General features: G+C 73.6%; 13 protein-coding genes. 10 read left to right on the top strand and 3 right to left on the bottom strand.

Annotated elements, in window-relative coordinates:
- On the bottom strand, window positions 1-260 hold a 260-nt coding region (locus CCN72_RS25280), incomplete at its 3' end, for a helix-turn-helix domain-containing protein (protein WP_143664195.1).
- A 201-nt stretch (window positions 261-461) separates the two neighbouring features.
- On the opposite strand from CCN72_RS25280, the gene CCN72_RS25275 reads away from it, so the two are divergent.
- From CCN72_RS25275 to CCN72_RS25260, 4 genes are all read left to right on the top strand, one after another.
- Window positions 462-2,669: an MMPL family transporter gene (locus CCN72_RS25275; protein ID WP_086809880.1), complete on the top strand. Its 2,208-nt coding sequence runs from the start codon at window positions 462-464 to the stop codon at window positions 2,667-2,669.
- A gap of 123 nt (window positions 2,670-2,792) precedes the next feature.
- The gene (gene msrA, locus CCN72_RS25270) at window positions 2,793-3,314 is read left to right on the top strand and encodes a peptide-methionine (S)-S-oxide reductase MsrA (RefSeq protein ID WP_086809878.1); all 522 of its coding nucleotides are present in this window, start codon (window positions 2,793-2,795) and stop codon (window positions 3,312-3,314) included.
- Window positions 3,315-3,413: 99 nt separating this feature from the next.
- Complete coding sequence (locus CCN72_RS25265; RefSeq protein WP_208638091.1) at window positions 3,414-6,242, top strand: winged helix-turn-helix domain-containing protein; 2,829 nt, start codon at window positions 3,414-3,416, stop codon at window positions 6,240-6,242.
- A gap of 112 nt (window positions 6,243-6,354) precedes the next feature.
- Window positions 6,355-6,552 (top strand): hypothetical protein, encoded by a 198-nt coding sequence (locus tag CCN72_RS25260; protein ID WP_037655827.1) that lies wholly within the window; start codon window positions 6,355-6,357, stop codon window positions 6,550-6,552.
- Window positions 6,553-6,581: 29 nt separating this feature from the next.
- Here CCN72_RS25260 and CCN72_RS25255 read toward each other — a convergent pair whose 3' ends face one another.
- Entirely contained in the window at window positions 6,582-7,148 is a 567-nt protein-coding gene (locus CCN72_RS25255; RefSeq protein ID WP_086809877.1) for a potassium channel family protein, read from the bottom strand.
- A gap of 432 nt (window positions 7,149-7,580) precedes the next feature.
- Here CCN72_RS25255 and CCN72_RS25250 point away from each other — a divergent pair, with 432 nt between their 5' ends.
- Both CCN72_RS25250 and CCN72_RS25245 read left to right on the top strand, forming a co-directional pair.
- The gene (locus tag CCN72_RS25250; RefSeq protein WP_086809875.1) at window positions 7,581-8,096 is read left to right on the top strand and encodes an SHOCT domain-containing protein; all 516 of its coding nucleotides are present in this window, start codon (window positions 7,581-7,583) and stop codon (window positions 8,094-8,096) included.
- Window positions 8,097-8,145: 49 nt separating this feature from the next.
- Entirely contained in the window at window positions 8,146-8,628 is a 483-nt protein-coding gene (locus tag CCN72_RS25245; RefSeq protein ID WP_232985209.1) for a DUF7144 family membrane protein, read from the top strand.
- 162 nt (window positions 8,629-8,790) lie between these two features.
- On the opposite strand, the gene CCN72_RS25240 is transcribed toward CCN72_RS25245, so the two are convergent.
- Window positions 8,791-9,888, bottom strand: a complete 1,098-nt coding sequence (locus CCN72_RS25240; protein ID WP_086809873.1) for an NAD(+)/NADH kinase — start codon at window positions 9,886-9,888, stop codon at window positions 8,791-8,793.
- A 291-nt stretch (window positions 9,889-10,179) separates the two neighbouring features.
- On the opposite strand from CCN72_RS25240, the gene CCN72_RS39745 reads away from it, so the two are divergent.
- The 4 genes from CCN72_RS39745 (at window position 10,180) to CCN72_RS25225 (ending at window position 13,714) form a co-directional block, all read left to right on the top strand.
- Window positions 10,180-10,329 carry a hypothetical protein gene (locus tag CCN72_RS39745; RefSeq protein WP_161250034.1) on the top strand — a complete coding sequence of 50 codons (150 nt, stop codon included), beginning with the start codon at window positions 10,180-10,182 and terminating at the stop codon, window positions 10,327-10,329.
- A gap of 81 nt (window positions 10,330-10,410) precedes the next feature.
- Complete coding sequence (locus CCN72_RS25235; RefSeq protein ID WP_086809870.1) at window positions 10,411-11,925, top strand: purine-cytosine permease family protein; 1,515 nt, start codon at window positions 10,411-10,413, stop codon at window positions 11,923-11,925.
- Between the two features lie 186 nt (window positions 11,926-12,111).
- A complete protein-coding gene (locus CCN72_RS25230; protein ID WP_037655818.1) occupies window positions 12,112-12,510 on the top strand; it encodes an SseB family protein in 399 nt (132 codons plus the stop codon).
- A gap of 106 nt (window positions 12,511-12,616) precedes the next feature.
- On the top strand, window positions 12,617-13,714 hold the full coding sequence (locus CCN72_RS25225; RefSeq protein WP_086809868.1) for a hypothetical protein: 1,098 nt from the start codon (window positions 12,617-12,619) through the stop codon (window positions 13,712-13,714).
- The last annotated feature ends 32 nt before the right edge of the window (window positions 13,715-13,746 follow it).

Below are 13,746 nucleotides of genomic sequence, written 5' to 3'. Positions count from 1 at the left end.
TCGTCCGCCGGCCGCGCGGCCAGCGCCCGCTCCACGTACGCGAAGATCTGCACGCCGTCCGGCAGCAGCACCTCTTCCTTGCTCTCGAAGTAGCGGAAGAACGTGCGCACGGAGACGTTCGCGTACGCGGCGATGTCCGCGACCGTGGTGCCCTCGAACCCCCGCTCCCTGAACAGCCGCGCGGCCCCTTCCAGCAGCAGGCGGCGCGTCTGCTCCTTCTTGCGTTCGCGCAGTCCGGCGGGGGTGGTCTCACTAGCCATGGCCGAAGCCTCCCGTCCTGGTGTCGCGACTGTCAATCGGCACGCGTGCCACCTCCGTGCCTCCCCGTGTCCCCTCCGCCGCGCGATCGCGTCCGCAAACCTTCCATAAATTGTCACAGGTGCCAATTGTCATGCATGACATTTTCTCCCTAGAGTTCGTGTCAGTCGTGACACTTTTCCCGGACAGCTTTGGAGACCCCGGTGCCCCGAACCACCTCACACCCCTCGGCGCCCCCGGAACCGGGCCCGACCGCCCCTGAGAGCGCCCCGGGCCCCGCCGACCTCGGCCCTCTCGGCCGCCTGGGCGGCCGCTGCGCCCGGCGCCCTCTGACCGTCATCGCCGTCTGGCTGCTGATCCTCGTCGCCGCCCTCACGGGCCGGCACCTCGTCGGACCCGTCTTCAGCGACCAGGTCAGCCTGCCCGGCACCGCCTCGCACACCGGCGCCGACCTGCTCGCCCGCTCCCTGCCGCAGACGGGCCGGCCCAGCGGCAAGATCGTCTTCCACACCGGGACGGGCACCGTGGCCGACCGGCGCTCCGGGCTCGACCGCACCCTCGCCGAGCTGCGCGGACTGCCTCATGTCACGGCCGTCGGGGCGCCCGTGACCAGCACGGACGGGCGCACCGCCGCGACCACCGTCACCTTCGACGAGCAGCTGAAGAACCTCGGCCACGACTACACCGCCCGGCTCGACACGGCGACCGCACCCGCCCGCGCGGCGGGCCTCGGCGTCGCCTACGGCGGCGATCTCGACCAGGTCGTACGGCAGCCCGCGAACGACAAGTTCAGCGAGGGTGTCGGCGTCGTCGCCGCCCTCGTCATCCTGCTGCTCGCCTTCGGCAGCGTCCTGGCCGCGCTGCTGCCCCTGGCCACGGCGCTGATCAGCGTCGGCGTCGGACTCGGAGTGGTCGGCGTCGTCGCCGGTGTCGTCTCCTTCGCGACCTCCGCCATGACCCTCGCGGGCATGATCGGCCTCGGCGTGGGCATCGACTACGCCCTGTTCCTGACCACCCGTTTCCGGCAGGACCTGATCGACGGCCACGACCCCGTGACCGCTGCCGCCCGCACGGCCCGCACCAGCGGCCGCGCGGTGCTGATCGCCGCCCTCACCGTCGCCGTCGCCATGCTCAGCCTCTACGCGTGCGGACTGAGCTTCATCGGCCGGATCGGGCTCGCGGCCACCCTCGCCGTCGTCGTCACCGCCGCCGCGGCCCTCACCCTGGTCCCGGCCGCCCTGGGCCTGGTCGGCACCCGGATCGACCGGGTCCGGTTGCGCCGCCGCCCCGTCGCCGAGGGCACCGGCGCACGCCCCGGCGGCAACCGCTACGCCGCGCTCGTCGCCCGCCGTCCCTGGCTCTTCCTCGCCGCCGGCACCGCCGTCCTCGCCGTCTGCGCCGCACCGGCGCTCTCGCTGCGCCTCGGCCACGTGGACGCGGGCGCGGACAAGCCCGGCAGCAGCACCCGTACGGCCTACGACTGGATCGCGGCCGCCGACGGACCGGGCTTCGGCAAGGGCGCGAACGGCCCGGTCGTCACCGTGATCGACCTGAGCCGGGCACACACCCCCGCCGACCGGATCACCACCGAGGTGACCGACGCCCTCAGGGCCACCCACGGGGTCGCCGCCTTCACCCCCGTACGGGCCAGCCCCGACGGCAGCATCCTCGTCACCACGCTCACCCCGGCCACCGGCCCCCAGGACGCCGCCACCGGCACCCTGCTCGACACCCTCTCCGACCGGACCCTGCCCGGGGCCCTGCACGGCACCGGCGCCCGCGCCTATCTCACCGGCACCGTGGCCGGACAGGCCGACTTCCGCGCCACCATCGGCGAGCGGCTGCCGCTCGTCATCGGGATCGTGCTGGTCCTCGCCTTCCTGCTGCTCCTGGTCGTCTTCCGCAGCCTGGTGATCCCGCTGAAGGCCGTCGTCCTGAACCTGCTCACCACGGCCGCGTCCTACGGCGTCCTCGTCGCCGTCTTCCAGTGGGGCTGGGGCGACGCGCTGCTCGGCCTGTCGGAACCGGTGCCCATCGAGTCGTACGTCCCCATGATGATGTTCGCGATCGTGTTCGGGCTCTCCATGGACTACGAGATCTTCCTGCTGTCGCGGATCGCCGAGGCCTGGCACCGCACCGGCGACAACCGGCTTGCCGTGGGCGAGGGGCTGTCCGCCACCGCCCGGGTGATCTCCGCCGCGGCCCTGATCATGACCGCCGTGTTCCTGTCCTTCACCGCCTCGCCGACCGTGGTCGTCAAGATGCTGGCGCTGGGCCTCGCGATCAGCGTGATCGTGGACGCCACGGTGGTCCGGCTGGTCCTGGTGCCGTCCGCGATGTTCCTGATGGGCCGCGCCAACTGGTGGATACCGCGCCGCCTCGACGGGCTGCTGCCCCGGGTGCGCGCCTGACCGCGCCGCCCGCGCGCGAACCGGTGGCCCTTCGCCCCTTACGCGCGGGCGGTATTACGCTGGATGACCGTGCCCCCGGCACGTCAACAGGGGTGCGGGGCCAGACGAAACAGGGAGCGACCGATGACAGCGGGAACCGAGCGAGCCGTACTGGCGGGCGGTTGTTTCTGGGGCATGCAGGATCTGGTCCGCAAGCAGCCCGGCGTGGTCGCCACCCGCGTCGGCTACAGCGGCGGCGACACCCCGAACGCCACCTACCGCGACCACGGCGACCACGCCGAGGCCATCGAGATCCTGTACGACCCCGCGGTCACCAGCTACCGGGACGTCCTGGAGTTCTTCTTCCAGATCCACGACCCGACCACCCGGGACCGCCAGGGCAACGACATCGGGCGCAGCTACCGCTCCGCGATCTTCTACGACGGCGAGGAGCAGCACCGCGTCGCCGTCGACACCATCGCGGACGTCGAGGCCAGCGGCCTGTGGCCCGGCAAGGTGGTCACCGAGCTGGCGCCGGTCGGCGACTTCTGGGAGGCCGAGCCCGAGCACCAGGACTACCTGGAGCGCTACCCGAACGGCTACACCTGCCACTTCCCGCGCCCGAACTGGAAGCTGCCGCGCCGCGCCCCGTCCACCACGGACTGAGCCGCCCCGCACCGGGCACCACCGTCTCGTGTGGCGCTCCTCCCCCCAGGGGTGATCCTGGGGGGAGGAGCGGAGCGCGCTGTCCGCGACCCGACGACGATGGTGGTGACCACCATGGGCGTGCCGGACGAGACCGGAGCGGACCCCCTCGGGCCCGCCGATCCCTGTGGGGATCCGTTCCTGCGGACACGGTTCGCGATCCCCACCCTCCCGGTGACCTATCTGCGCCGCGACCGGCTGCTCGGACATCTGGACCTGGCCCCGGCCGCCCCCCTGACCGTGGTCGGCGGGGCGGCAGGGGCGGGCAAGACACTGCTGGTCGCCGACTGGGCCGCGACCCGGCGGACCCCGGTCGCCTGGCTCACCGCGCAGATGGCCGACAAGGGCCGCGGCACCTTCTGGGCCTACCTCCTCCAGGCCCTGCGGCTGGCCGGGGTGACCCTCTCCGCCGAGGTGGGCCTGCCCGCCGAGGCGGGCCGCGTGGACGACGCGCTGCTCACCCGGCTCGCGGCGGAACTCAGCGCCCGCGAGGCACCGGTGACCGCGGTCATCGACGAGTACGACCGGGTCACCGACCCGGAGATCGCCGACCAGCTGGAGTTCGTGCTCCGGCACGCGGACACCGGCGTACGCCTGGTCCTCGTCACCCGCACCGAGCCGTTGCTGCCGCTGCACCGCTACCGGGCGGCCGGCGCCGTCACCGAGATCCGCAACGACGAACTGGCCTTCACCCCCGAGGAGGCCGGCGACCTGCTGGCCCTGCACGGCCTGCGGCTGCCGCCCGACGAGATCGGCGCGCTGCTGGCCCGCACCCGGGGCTGGGCGGCGGGACTGCGGCTCAGCGCCCTGGCCGCGCAGGGGAAGCGCGACCCGCGGTCGTACCTGAAGGAGTTCGAGGCCGACCGCACCACCATCGGCGACTATCTGATCGCCGAGGTGCTGAAGCGGCAGCGCGCCGAGACCCAGGATCTGCTGCTGCGGATCAGCGTCCTCGACCGGTTCTGCCCCGCTCTCGCCGACGCGCTCACCGGGCGCGCCGACGCCGAGCTGATCCTCACCGCGCTGCACCGCGAGAACGCCTTCGTGGAGGACCTCGGGCACTCCTGGTTCCGGCTGCACCCGCTGTTCCGGGAGATCCTGCGCGCCCATCTGCGGGCCCGCCACCCCGGCCTGGAGACCGAGCTGCACCGCCGGGCGGCGGCCTGGCTGCGGCGCCACGGACCGCTCGTCGAGACCCTGGAGCACGCCGCCGCAGCGGGCGACTGGGCGGCCGCCGCCGATGCCCTCGTCGGCGACCTCGCCCTCGGCGAACTGCTCACAGGACCGCGCGCCGAGCCCCTGGCCGCGCTCTTCGCCGCCATGGGCCCCGAGCCGCGGACCCCGGCCACCGACCTCGTCCGCGCCGCCCGCGCACTCTCCCTCGGCGACCTCGACCGGGGCCTGCCGCATCTGGAACGGGCCACGCGGGAGCTGGAAGGCGCCACGAACCGGCCGCCCCAGGAGCCGAACGGGCACCCCCATGGGCCGCGCCAGGAGCAGCCCGCACCGGCCGAGACGGCCGCCGCCCGGCTCGGCTGCGCCCTCCTGCACGTCCTCGCCGCCCGGCTGACCGGCGCTCCCGCGCGCGCCGAGGCCGCCGCCCGCCGCGCCGAGGAGCTGAAGCAGGAGGTACCCGGCCGACTCCTGGACCGGCACCCCGAGCTGACCGCCCTGCTGCGCGCCCACCTCGGCGCGGCCCGGCTGTGGGCCGGACGGTTCACACCGGCGCGCGCGGCCCTGACCGCGGTGACGGACCACGGCCGTACGACGCCGACGGCATCGGCACAGGTACGGGCCCCGGAGCCGGCGTCCCCGGTCAGGACGCGCACCCCGGTGGCGCCGGGGCGCCCCTCGACGGCCCAGGTCCGCGAGGAGTGCCTCGCCCATCTCGCCCTGCTCGACCACCTCGACGGCCGCCCCGGCCGCGCCGAACGCAAGGCCCTCGCCGCGCTCGCCGCCGCCGACCACACGGACCCCTCCGTGCTCCCCGGGACCGGCCCGGCCACCCTGGTCCTGGCCGCCGTCGCCACGGACCGCGACGAACTGGACCGGGCCGAGGCACTCCTGGACGCGCCGCCCGACGCGGCCGATGCCCGGCCCCCGGCGCGCGACCCGGTGGCCCAGGCGCTGCACGCCCTGGTCACCGCGCGCCTCCTGCTCGCCCGGGGCGACACGGAGGGTGCTCTGGAGGCGGCCGACCGGACCGTCGTCGCCGAGGAGCCGTCCCCCTGGGTCGAGGCGCACGCGGCGCTGGTGGCCGCAGGAGCCCATCTCGCCGACGGGCGGCCCGAGCTGGCCGTCAAGCTGCTGACGGAGCTGCCGGGCGAGGACCCGCTGTGCCTGGTGGGCGCGGCTCAGGCGGAGCTGGCGGCGGGCCGCACCGCGCAGGCCCTCGACCTGCTCGGCCGGATACGCCCGCAGCACACCCCCGGCCCCCTGATCGCCGTACGGTCGGCCCTGGTCGAGGCGGAGCTCGCCGGGGTCGAGGGCGACCGGGAGGCCCGGCGCCGGCTGGTGGCGCAGGCGCTGCGCGAGGCCCGGCGGGACCGGCTGCGGCGCCCCTTCAAGGAGGCGGGACCCTGGCTGCGGCCGCTGCTCGCCACCCCGGCGCTGCGCCCGCTCGCCGAGGGCTGGCTGCTGCCCGGCGCCGGCTCCCCGGACGGCACCCCGGTCGTGCCCGAACCGCCGCCGATGATCGAGGAGTTGAGCGGCCGGGAACGCGATGTGCTGGTCCGGCTCGCCGAGATGATGTCCACCGAGGAGATCGCCGCCGACCTCTTCGTCTCCGTCAACACGGTCAAGACCCATCTCAAGAGCGCCTACCGCAAGCTGGGCGTGAACCGCCGGCACGACGCCGTGCACCGCGCCCGCGAACTGGGCCTGCTGTGACCGCGCGGGCCCACATCACCTGCGACGGGTGAGGCCCGGCGCCGGAGCGGGGCGCAGGATCGCAGGAAGAGGGCCGGGTACGCCCGTCCGCGGCACGCGGGGAAGGCACCTCATGCGCTACGAGATTCGCGTCGACGGCGAGCTGACGGAGACGCTGGCCAAGGCGTTCCCCGAGCTGGACCACGTGGTGGTGTCCGGCCACACCATCCTGTTCGGCCGCGTCCTGGACGAGACGCAGCTGTACGGCCTGCTCGCCCGCTGCCAGTCCCTCGGCCTGCGCGTCCTGGAGATGCGCCAGGCCCCGCAGTGAGCCCCTGGACCTCCTTGGGCCCTGGCCTCCTATGGCTCCCGCCCCTTCCTGCGCAGCCCCGCGTTCACCGCCGCCGCGAGCAGTCGTACGGCCACCCCCACCAGCAGCAGTCCGCACGTCATCTGGCACATCACCGCCACCCGGCCCGTCTCCGAGCGCGCGGTGATGTCGCCGTACCCCACGGTGGTGAACGTGGTCAGCGTGAAGTACAGGGCGTCGGTCCTGGTCAGCGGCTCGGAGAAGGAGCCGGGGGTGTCGTGCTCGATGATGTGGTAGACGCTGGCGAAGACGACCAGATAGAGGCCCACCGTGGCGACCAGCGCCTCCACCGCCTTCAGCCGGGGGTACCGCGCGTTCATGATCAGCCAGGCCTCCCAGCCGAAGACCGCCGCGACCGCGAGCAGCCCGCACAGCAGCAGAAGGGCCGTCGCCAGGGTGGTGCGGGTGTCCAGCGGCACCAGGTAGTAGGCGACGATCAGGGCGGTCAGGATGGCCACCGTCCGCGCGAAGGACGCGGTCGCGGCCCGTCGTTCCGACCCGCTGTACAGGGAGCGCCGGGCGTCCTTCGACGGGGCGCGCCTCGCTGGATCGGTCATCGCGTGCCTCTTCCGCCGCTGCTCCGCAGGCGGGCCCGCCTGCGCCCGCTACCCACCTCAGCGTCCCGGCCCCCGTACGGGATCACCCGCCAGGGGTGATCCCGTACGGGCCGTCAGGAGCCACGCTGTCCTGGTGAGGTCCCCGCACACGGCCCCGTCGGCCGGCCGGGAGCGGCCTCGGGCACGGGACGGAGGAGCCATGACCTCCCTCGCGCGACCCGGGTCCGTACGGCCCGCACGGCCCGTCCCTGGACCGGAGCACGATCCCGACGGGGCCGCACCTCGGCGACGACCGCGCACCGGAGCCCCCCGGGCCCCGGAGCCGGCCGCCGTTCACCCGCGCAGGGTGAAGCGTCCTTCTCCCGCCGAAGCGCAGCCTGAGGACGATGGACGACCGACCACCGGGCGCGGACCCGGGACGGAGGGAGCGACATGAGCGTCCAGACCTACCTCGCGTATGACTATCCGGCGCTGAGCGTCTTCTGGTCCATGCTGGTGTTCTTCCTGTGGATCATGTGGTTCGTGCTGCTCTTCCGGGTGGTCATGGACATCTTCCGCGACGACTCCATGGGCGGCCTGGCCAAGGCGGCCTGGCTGGTGTGCGTCGTCGTACTGCCCTTCCTCGGCGTCTTCGTCTATCTGATCGCCCGCGGCAAGGGCATGGGCCGCCGCGAGGTCGAGCAGGCCCGCGCCCAGCAGCGCGCGTTCGACAGCTATATCCGCGAGACCGCCCGGGGCGGCACCTCCAGCGCCGACGAACTCACCCGGCTGTCCGAGATGAAGGCCCGCGGTGACATCACCGAGGACGAGTTCCGCAAGGCGAAGGACATGGTGTTCGCCGCCCATGGACCGGCCACGGGCACGGCGGCGGGCGCACCCGGCGGCACCGGGCCGGAATCCACCGGATCCGGCCGCTCGGGAACCGTCTCCTCCACCACCCCGCACTGAACCGCCCCGCACCGACCTACCGCACACCGGAGAGAATCGAGGTGGCACGATGACCGCACCCCACGCACACCACAACACCGGCCCCGGCAGCGGCCCTGGCGCCGGCACCGGAGCCGGCACCACGCGCGAGCCCACCACCAAGGAACTGTGGGCCACCGGGCTGACCGCGTTCGCCGCGGTGATGCTGCTGCTCACCGGCGTCCTGGACATCTTCCGCGGCATCATGGGGATCGCCCGGGACGACGTCTTCCTCGCCACCCGCAGCTACGTCTTCCAGTTCAGCCTCACCGGCTGGGGCTGGGTGCACCTCGTCCTGGGTGCCGTGGCCGTCATCGTCGGCCTGGGACTCATGAAGGTGTCGACCTGGGCGCGGGCGGCCGGCGTGGTGATCGCCGCGCTGATCATCATCGCCAACTTCCTGTCCCTGCCGTACTACCCGGTCTGGTCGATCGTGATGATCGCCCTCGCCGCGTTCACCATCTGGGCGCTGTGCGTGGTGCGCAAGGAAGGCAACCAGGGCCTGTTCGACTGAACCGCGCGCGCCGTACAGTCGGCGCCGCGGTGGAACAACCCGGCCTGCGGTGGGACGGCGTGACCCTCCGGGCGACGCCCGCGCCCCGGTTCGCGAAGCAACGCGACCGGCTCGCGGACGCCGCCCGCGAGCGTGTCCGAGGCTCCGAGCGCACCGACCGGGTCACGCCGGAGGGGGTGTACCTCCAGGAGGGGGATCGGCTGTGACATCCGGTGCACCCGGCAGCGCCAGATGGGCGAGGTCGGCCGGGCGCGGCGAGGTCATCGGCCACAGCGGGGCGGCCCGGCCGTCGGCGAGCGCGGCCGGCGCGTCGGTGAGGTTCATCCGCTCACGCAACCGGCCGTAGAAGTCCATCGGACCCAGCCGCACCGCCTTCAGCCGCCGGGGCGCCGCGTACACGCCGATCCAGTCGCCGGGGCTCAGCACCCCGCGCAACTGGCCGTCGATGCTGACCGCGGCCTGGCCCGAGCGTTCCAGCACCCGCAGCGCGACGGGCTCGTCCGGGGCGGCCACGACCGAGCGGTTGAACACCATGTGCGGGGCCACCGGCGTGAACACCAGCGCCTCCGCGCGCGGCGAGACCACCGGGCCCCCGGCGGCGAAGCTGTAGGCCGTGGAGCCGGTGGGCGTGGCGACCAGCAGCGCGTCCGCCGAGTAGCAGGCGAGCAGCCGGCCGGCCAGATACACCGCGACCGACACCTGCCGGTCCCGGGCCAGCTTCTCCAGGACGACGTCGTTGAGCGCGGTGACGTTCAGCGCGACTCCCCAGTCGCCGCCCGCCGCGCAGTCCACGCGCACCCGGGGCGGCGGCAGCATCGGCCCGCGGCCGTACCGCATCAGCGCCTCCACCTGCGCGGGCACCTCAAGGCGGCACGACGCCCGCATGGTGAGCAGCATCCGGCTCTCCACGGTGATCCGCTCCTCGCGCACAGCGTCCAGCGCCGCCCGTACGGCCGGGGCCGGCACCTCGGTCAGGAAGCCGACCCGCCCGAGGTCCACGCCGAGCACCAGGGCGTCGTTCTCCGCCGCGAGCCGGGCGCCGCGCAGGAAGGTGCCGTCGCCGCCGAGCGTGACGATCAGGTCCGGGTCGCCCGCCGCGTCGACCTCCGCGCGGGCACTGTGCCGCGCGCCCTGCTGCCATACGTCGATGTCGGTGCACTCCACCGCGTGCTCCGCGCACCAGTCGCGCACCGCTCCCGCGGCCGCCTGTGCCTCGGCGCGCCCGCCGTGCACGACCAGGCCGACACGGTTCACCGTCATATCCGCACCACCCGCCTCCGAGCCGGCCTCTGCCGTGCGCCATCCTCGCCGGGGACGGCACGGGGCCCGCGCACGCCACGCCGCCGGTCGGCATCGGCGTGCGTACCTCACTCGTCGACCAAGGCCCAGCGTCGATCCGGGGCGGTCTCGATCCGAGGCCGTCTCGGTCCGGGACCGCGTCGGTCCAGGGCCGTACCGAAGCGGTTTCACTCGTCCGCCCCCTCATGACACCCCCGCCGGGCGGGTACCCGGGGCATGCCCACAGACGTATGTACGGCGGGGGAGGCCCCGATGAGCGAATACACCACCCCTTCCCAGGCCGAGGGCGAGCGGGAGCCGGAGGACATGGGGGCGGCGCAGCCGACCCGTACCACTCCGTCCCAGGCGGAGGGCCCCGCCGAGGAGAACCCCGAGCAGGACGTCGAGGAGGGCCGCGACTGACGAGGATCCCGAGTGCCTTGCGTTGCGGCCCCCGCGGTGCCGACCTAGCGTGATCTCGACACGTCAGACAGGTAGGCCGTGATGACGCATCCGCACGACCCCCTCGGCATCACCGACAACAGAGCCGCCGGCCGCCCGATCCAGCTGGAGACGCACGGGCTCGACGTGATCGGGGACGCGGACCGCAGGGGCACCCCGCGCATGCTGTTCTGGCCCTGGTTCGGGGCGAACGTCTCCGTGCTCGGGCTCAGTTACGGCGCCTTCGCGTTCGGCTTCGGCATCTCCTTCTGGCAGGCGCTCGTCGCGGGCTCGATCGGCATCGTCGTCTCCTTCCTGCTGTGCGGCTTTGTCTCGGTCGCCGGGAAGCGCGGTTCGGCGCCCACCATGGTGCTCAGCCGCGCCGCCTACGGGGTGCGCGGCAACCGGCTGCCGTCGGTGGTCTCCTGGATGCTCACCGTCGGCTGGGAGACCGCCCTCATCTCGCTCGCCACCCTGGCCACCGCGACCGTCTTCACCAGCCTCGGTTGGGGCGGCGGCACCGAGACCAAGGTGGTCGCCCTGATGGTGGTGGCCGCGCTGACCGTCGTCGCCGGGGTCATCGGCTTCGACCTGATCATGCGGCTCCAGACGGTCATCACCGTGGTCACCGGCGTACTGACCCTCGTCTACGTCGGCCTCGTCGCCCACCAGGTCGACTGGGACGCCGTCAAGGCGGTGCCGGGCGGATCCGCGCAGCAGATGATCGGCGCGCTGGTGTTCATGATGGCGGGCTTCGGCCTCGGCTGGATCAACGCCGCCGCCGACTACTCCCGCTATCTGCCGCGCGACTCCTCGGGCCGGGGCGTGATCGGCTGGACCACCTTCGGGGGCTCGCTCGCGCCCGTGCTGCTGCTGGTCTTCGGCGTACTGCTGGCCGGGTCCTCGCCGCAGCTGAGCCGGTCCATCGCCGACGACCCGATCGGCGCACTGACCACCATCCTGCCCACCTGGTTCCTGGTGCCGTTCGCCGTGGTCGCCGTGCTCAGCCTGGTCGGCGGCGCCGTCCTCGACATCTACTCCTCCGGCCTCGCCCTGCTCTCCGCCGGACTGCGCGTGCCCCGCTATCTGGCCGCGCTCTGGGACGGCTGCCTGATGATCGCCGGCTCGATCTACATCGTGTTCTTCGCCGGCGGCTTCCTCGGCCAGTTCATGGGCTTCCTCACCACGCTCGGGGTGCCCATCGCCGCCTGGTCCGGTGTCATGCTGGCCGACCTCGCGCTGCGCCGCCGCAACTACGACGACGGCGACCTGTTCCGCCCGTACGGCCGCTACGGCGACGTCCCACTGGTGCCCCCGCTGCTCACCCTCGCCGCCACGGCCGTCGGCTGGGGCCTGGTCACCAACACCGCCGCGCACTGGCTGGGCTGGCAGGGCTATCTCCTCGGACCGCTGGGCCTCGGCGGCCGGACCGGCGCGTGGGCGTACGCCAACCTCGGTGTCGTGGTCGCCCTCGTCCTCTCCTTCCTCGGCACCCTGCTGCTCAGCAGGCGCCGGGTGCGCGCCCAGGAGGCCCTGGCCCCGAGCCCGGCGCCGGGCGAGGAGGTCCTCAGGGCCTGAGCACCGCCTCACGTCCCGTGCGCCGGACATCCTCCGTTTCGCACACGTGCCCGAGTCCGGGCCCTGCCCCGCGCCTCTTGCGGTTCGCACGCATGCCCCGGGTCCGCACCGGGTACGCGAGGCGGGAGCCCGCCCGGGCAGTCCGTCCGGGTGGCCCGTACGACCACCGCTACCTGGGGATCTGCCATGGAGACACCCGCACACGACGCCCTTCCGACGCCCGCCCAGCAGGCGCTGGACGACCTGGTCGCCAACGCCGAGGACCAGCGGGCCCTGGACACCCTCGCCCACAGCGACGTGCTCGTCCCCGTGCCGGACGACGCGATCGACGGCGAGGGCGCCGACGCCACGACGGTGGCCCTGCCCATCCTGGAACAGCCCGGGGGAGACCCGGTCGTCCCCGTCTTCACCACGGAGAACGAGATGGCCGAACTCCTGCCCTTCGTCTCCCGCTACCGCCTCATCCCGCTGGGCGCGCTGGCCTCGCAGTGGCCGGACGAGGAGATCTCCCTGGCGATAGACGGCAGCTCGGAGCACGCGCTCACGCTGACGTCCCAGGGGGTGCGGACGCTGCTGGCCCGCTGAGGGCGCCTTCCCGGAGGGCGGGGGAGCGCGCGGCAGGCCACCGCGGACCGGCGGGCGGCCGCGCCCGAAGTCGATCACCGTCCCCCGCGCGCGCCAGAATACGCTCATGGAATACATCGCCGGCACGGCGGGCGCCCTGCTGCTCCTCGCCGTGCTGAGCAGCATCCTGCGCACCCTCGTCGTCCCGAGGGGCCTCTACTCCACGCTGGTCTTCCGCCTGTGGTGGCTGCTGCGCAGACTCCTGCGGCTGACCACCCCGCGCGGTGACTACGAGGCCATCGACCGCGCCCAGACCTGGCTGGCGCCCCTCATGCTGATCGGCATGCTCGCCAGCTGGCTCACCGGCGCCCTGCTCGGCTTCGGCCTGCTGCTGTTCGCGCTGTCCTCGCTGACCTGGACGACCGCGTTCCGCGAGGCCGGCTCCAGCCTGTTCACGCTCGGCTTCGCCAGCGGCGCCCGGTGGAAGCTGTCGGTCCTCGACTTCTTCGCGGCGGCCACCGGGCCGGTCCTGATCGCGCTCCAGATCGCCTACCTGCCCACGCTCTACGCCGCCTACAACCGCCGCGAGGTCGAGGTCACCCTCCTCCAGGCGAGGGCGGGCGAGCCCTCCTGGGGCCCGGAGATCCTGGCCCGGCAGTGGCTGGTCGACACCGAGACCGCGCTGCCCGAGCTGTACCGGGCCTGGGAGCGGCTGGCCTCGGACATGGGCGAGAGCCACTCCACCTACCCGGTGCTGCTGACGTTCCGCTCCCCGCGCCCGTACCGCAGCTGGCTGGTGGGACTGGTCGCCGTGATGGACGCGGCGGCGCTCCAGCTCGCCCTGGACCCGAAGTCCGCACCGCCGGAGGCCCGCCTGGTACTGCGGGCCGGGTTCAGCGCGCTGCGCGACATCGCCCGCGCGGTGCGGGCCCCCTTCGAGGAGGACCCCGCGCCGAACGCGCCCATCCGGCTCACCTACGCCGAGTTCGACGCGGCCGTGGCGATGCTGGACTCGACCGGCTTCCGCGCCGAGCGCACCCTCGAGGAGGCATGGCCCCACTTCCGGGGCTGGCGGGTCAACTACGAGGCCGTCGCCTATGAACTGTGCCGCCGCTGCGACGCCGTACCGTCCCTGTGGACCGGCCCCCGCGACTTCCCGACGACCCCGATCCCGCCGCGCCGCCCGGTGGACCGCCGCCCGGACGACCCACCGGAGGGCATCTGAACTGGAGGAGTGGCCCTAGTACTGCAACGGTC

It is taken from the genome of Streptomyces murinus (assembly GCF_002154555.1).
Lineage (GTDB): Bacteria > Actinomycetota > Actinomycetes > Streptomycetales > Streptomycetaceae > Streptomyces > Streptomyces murinus.
Note: the sequence above shows the minus strand (reverse complement) of the source record. Positions and strands in the feature narration are given on the sequence as shown.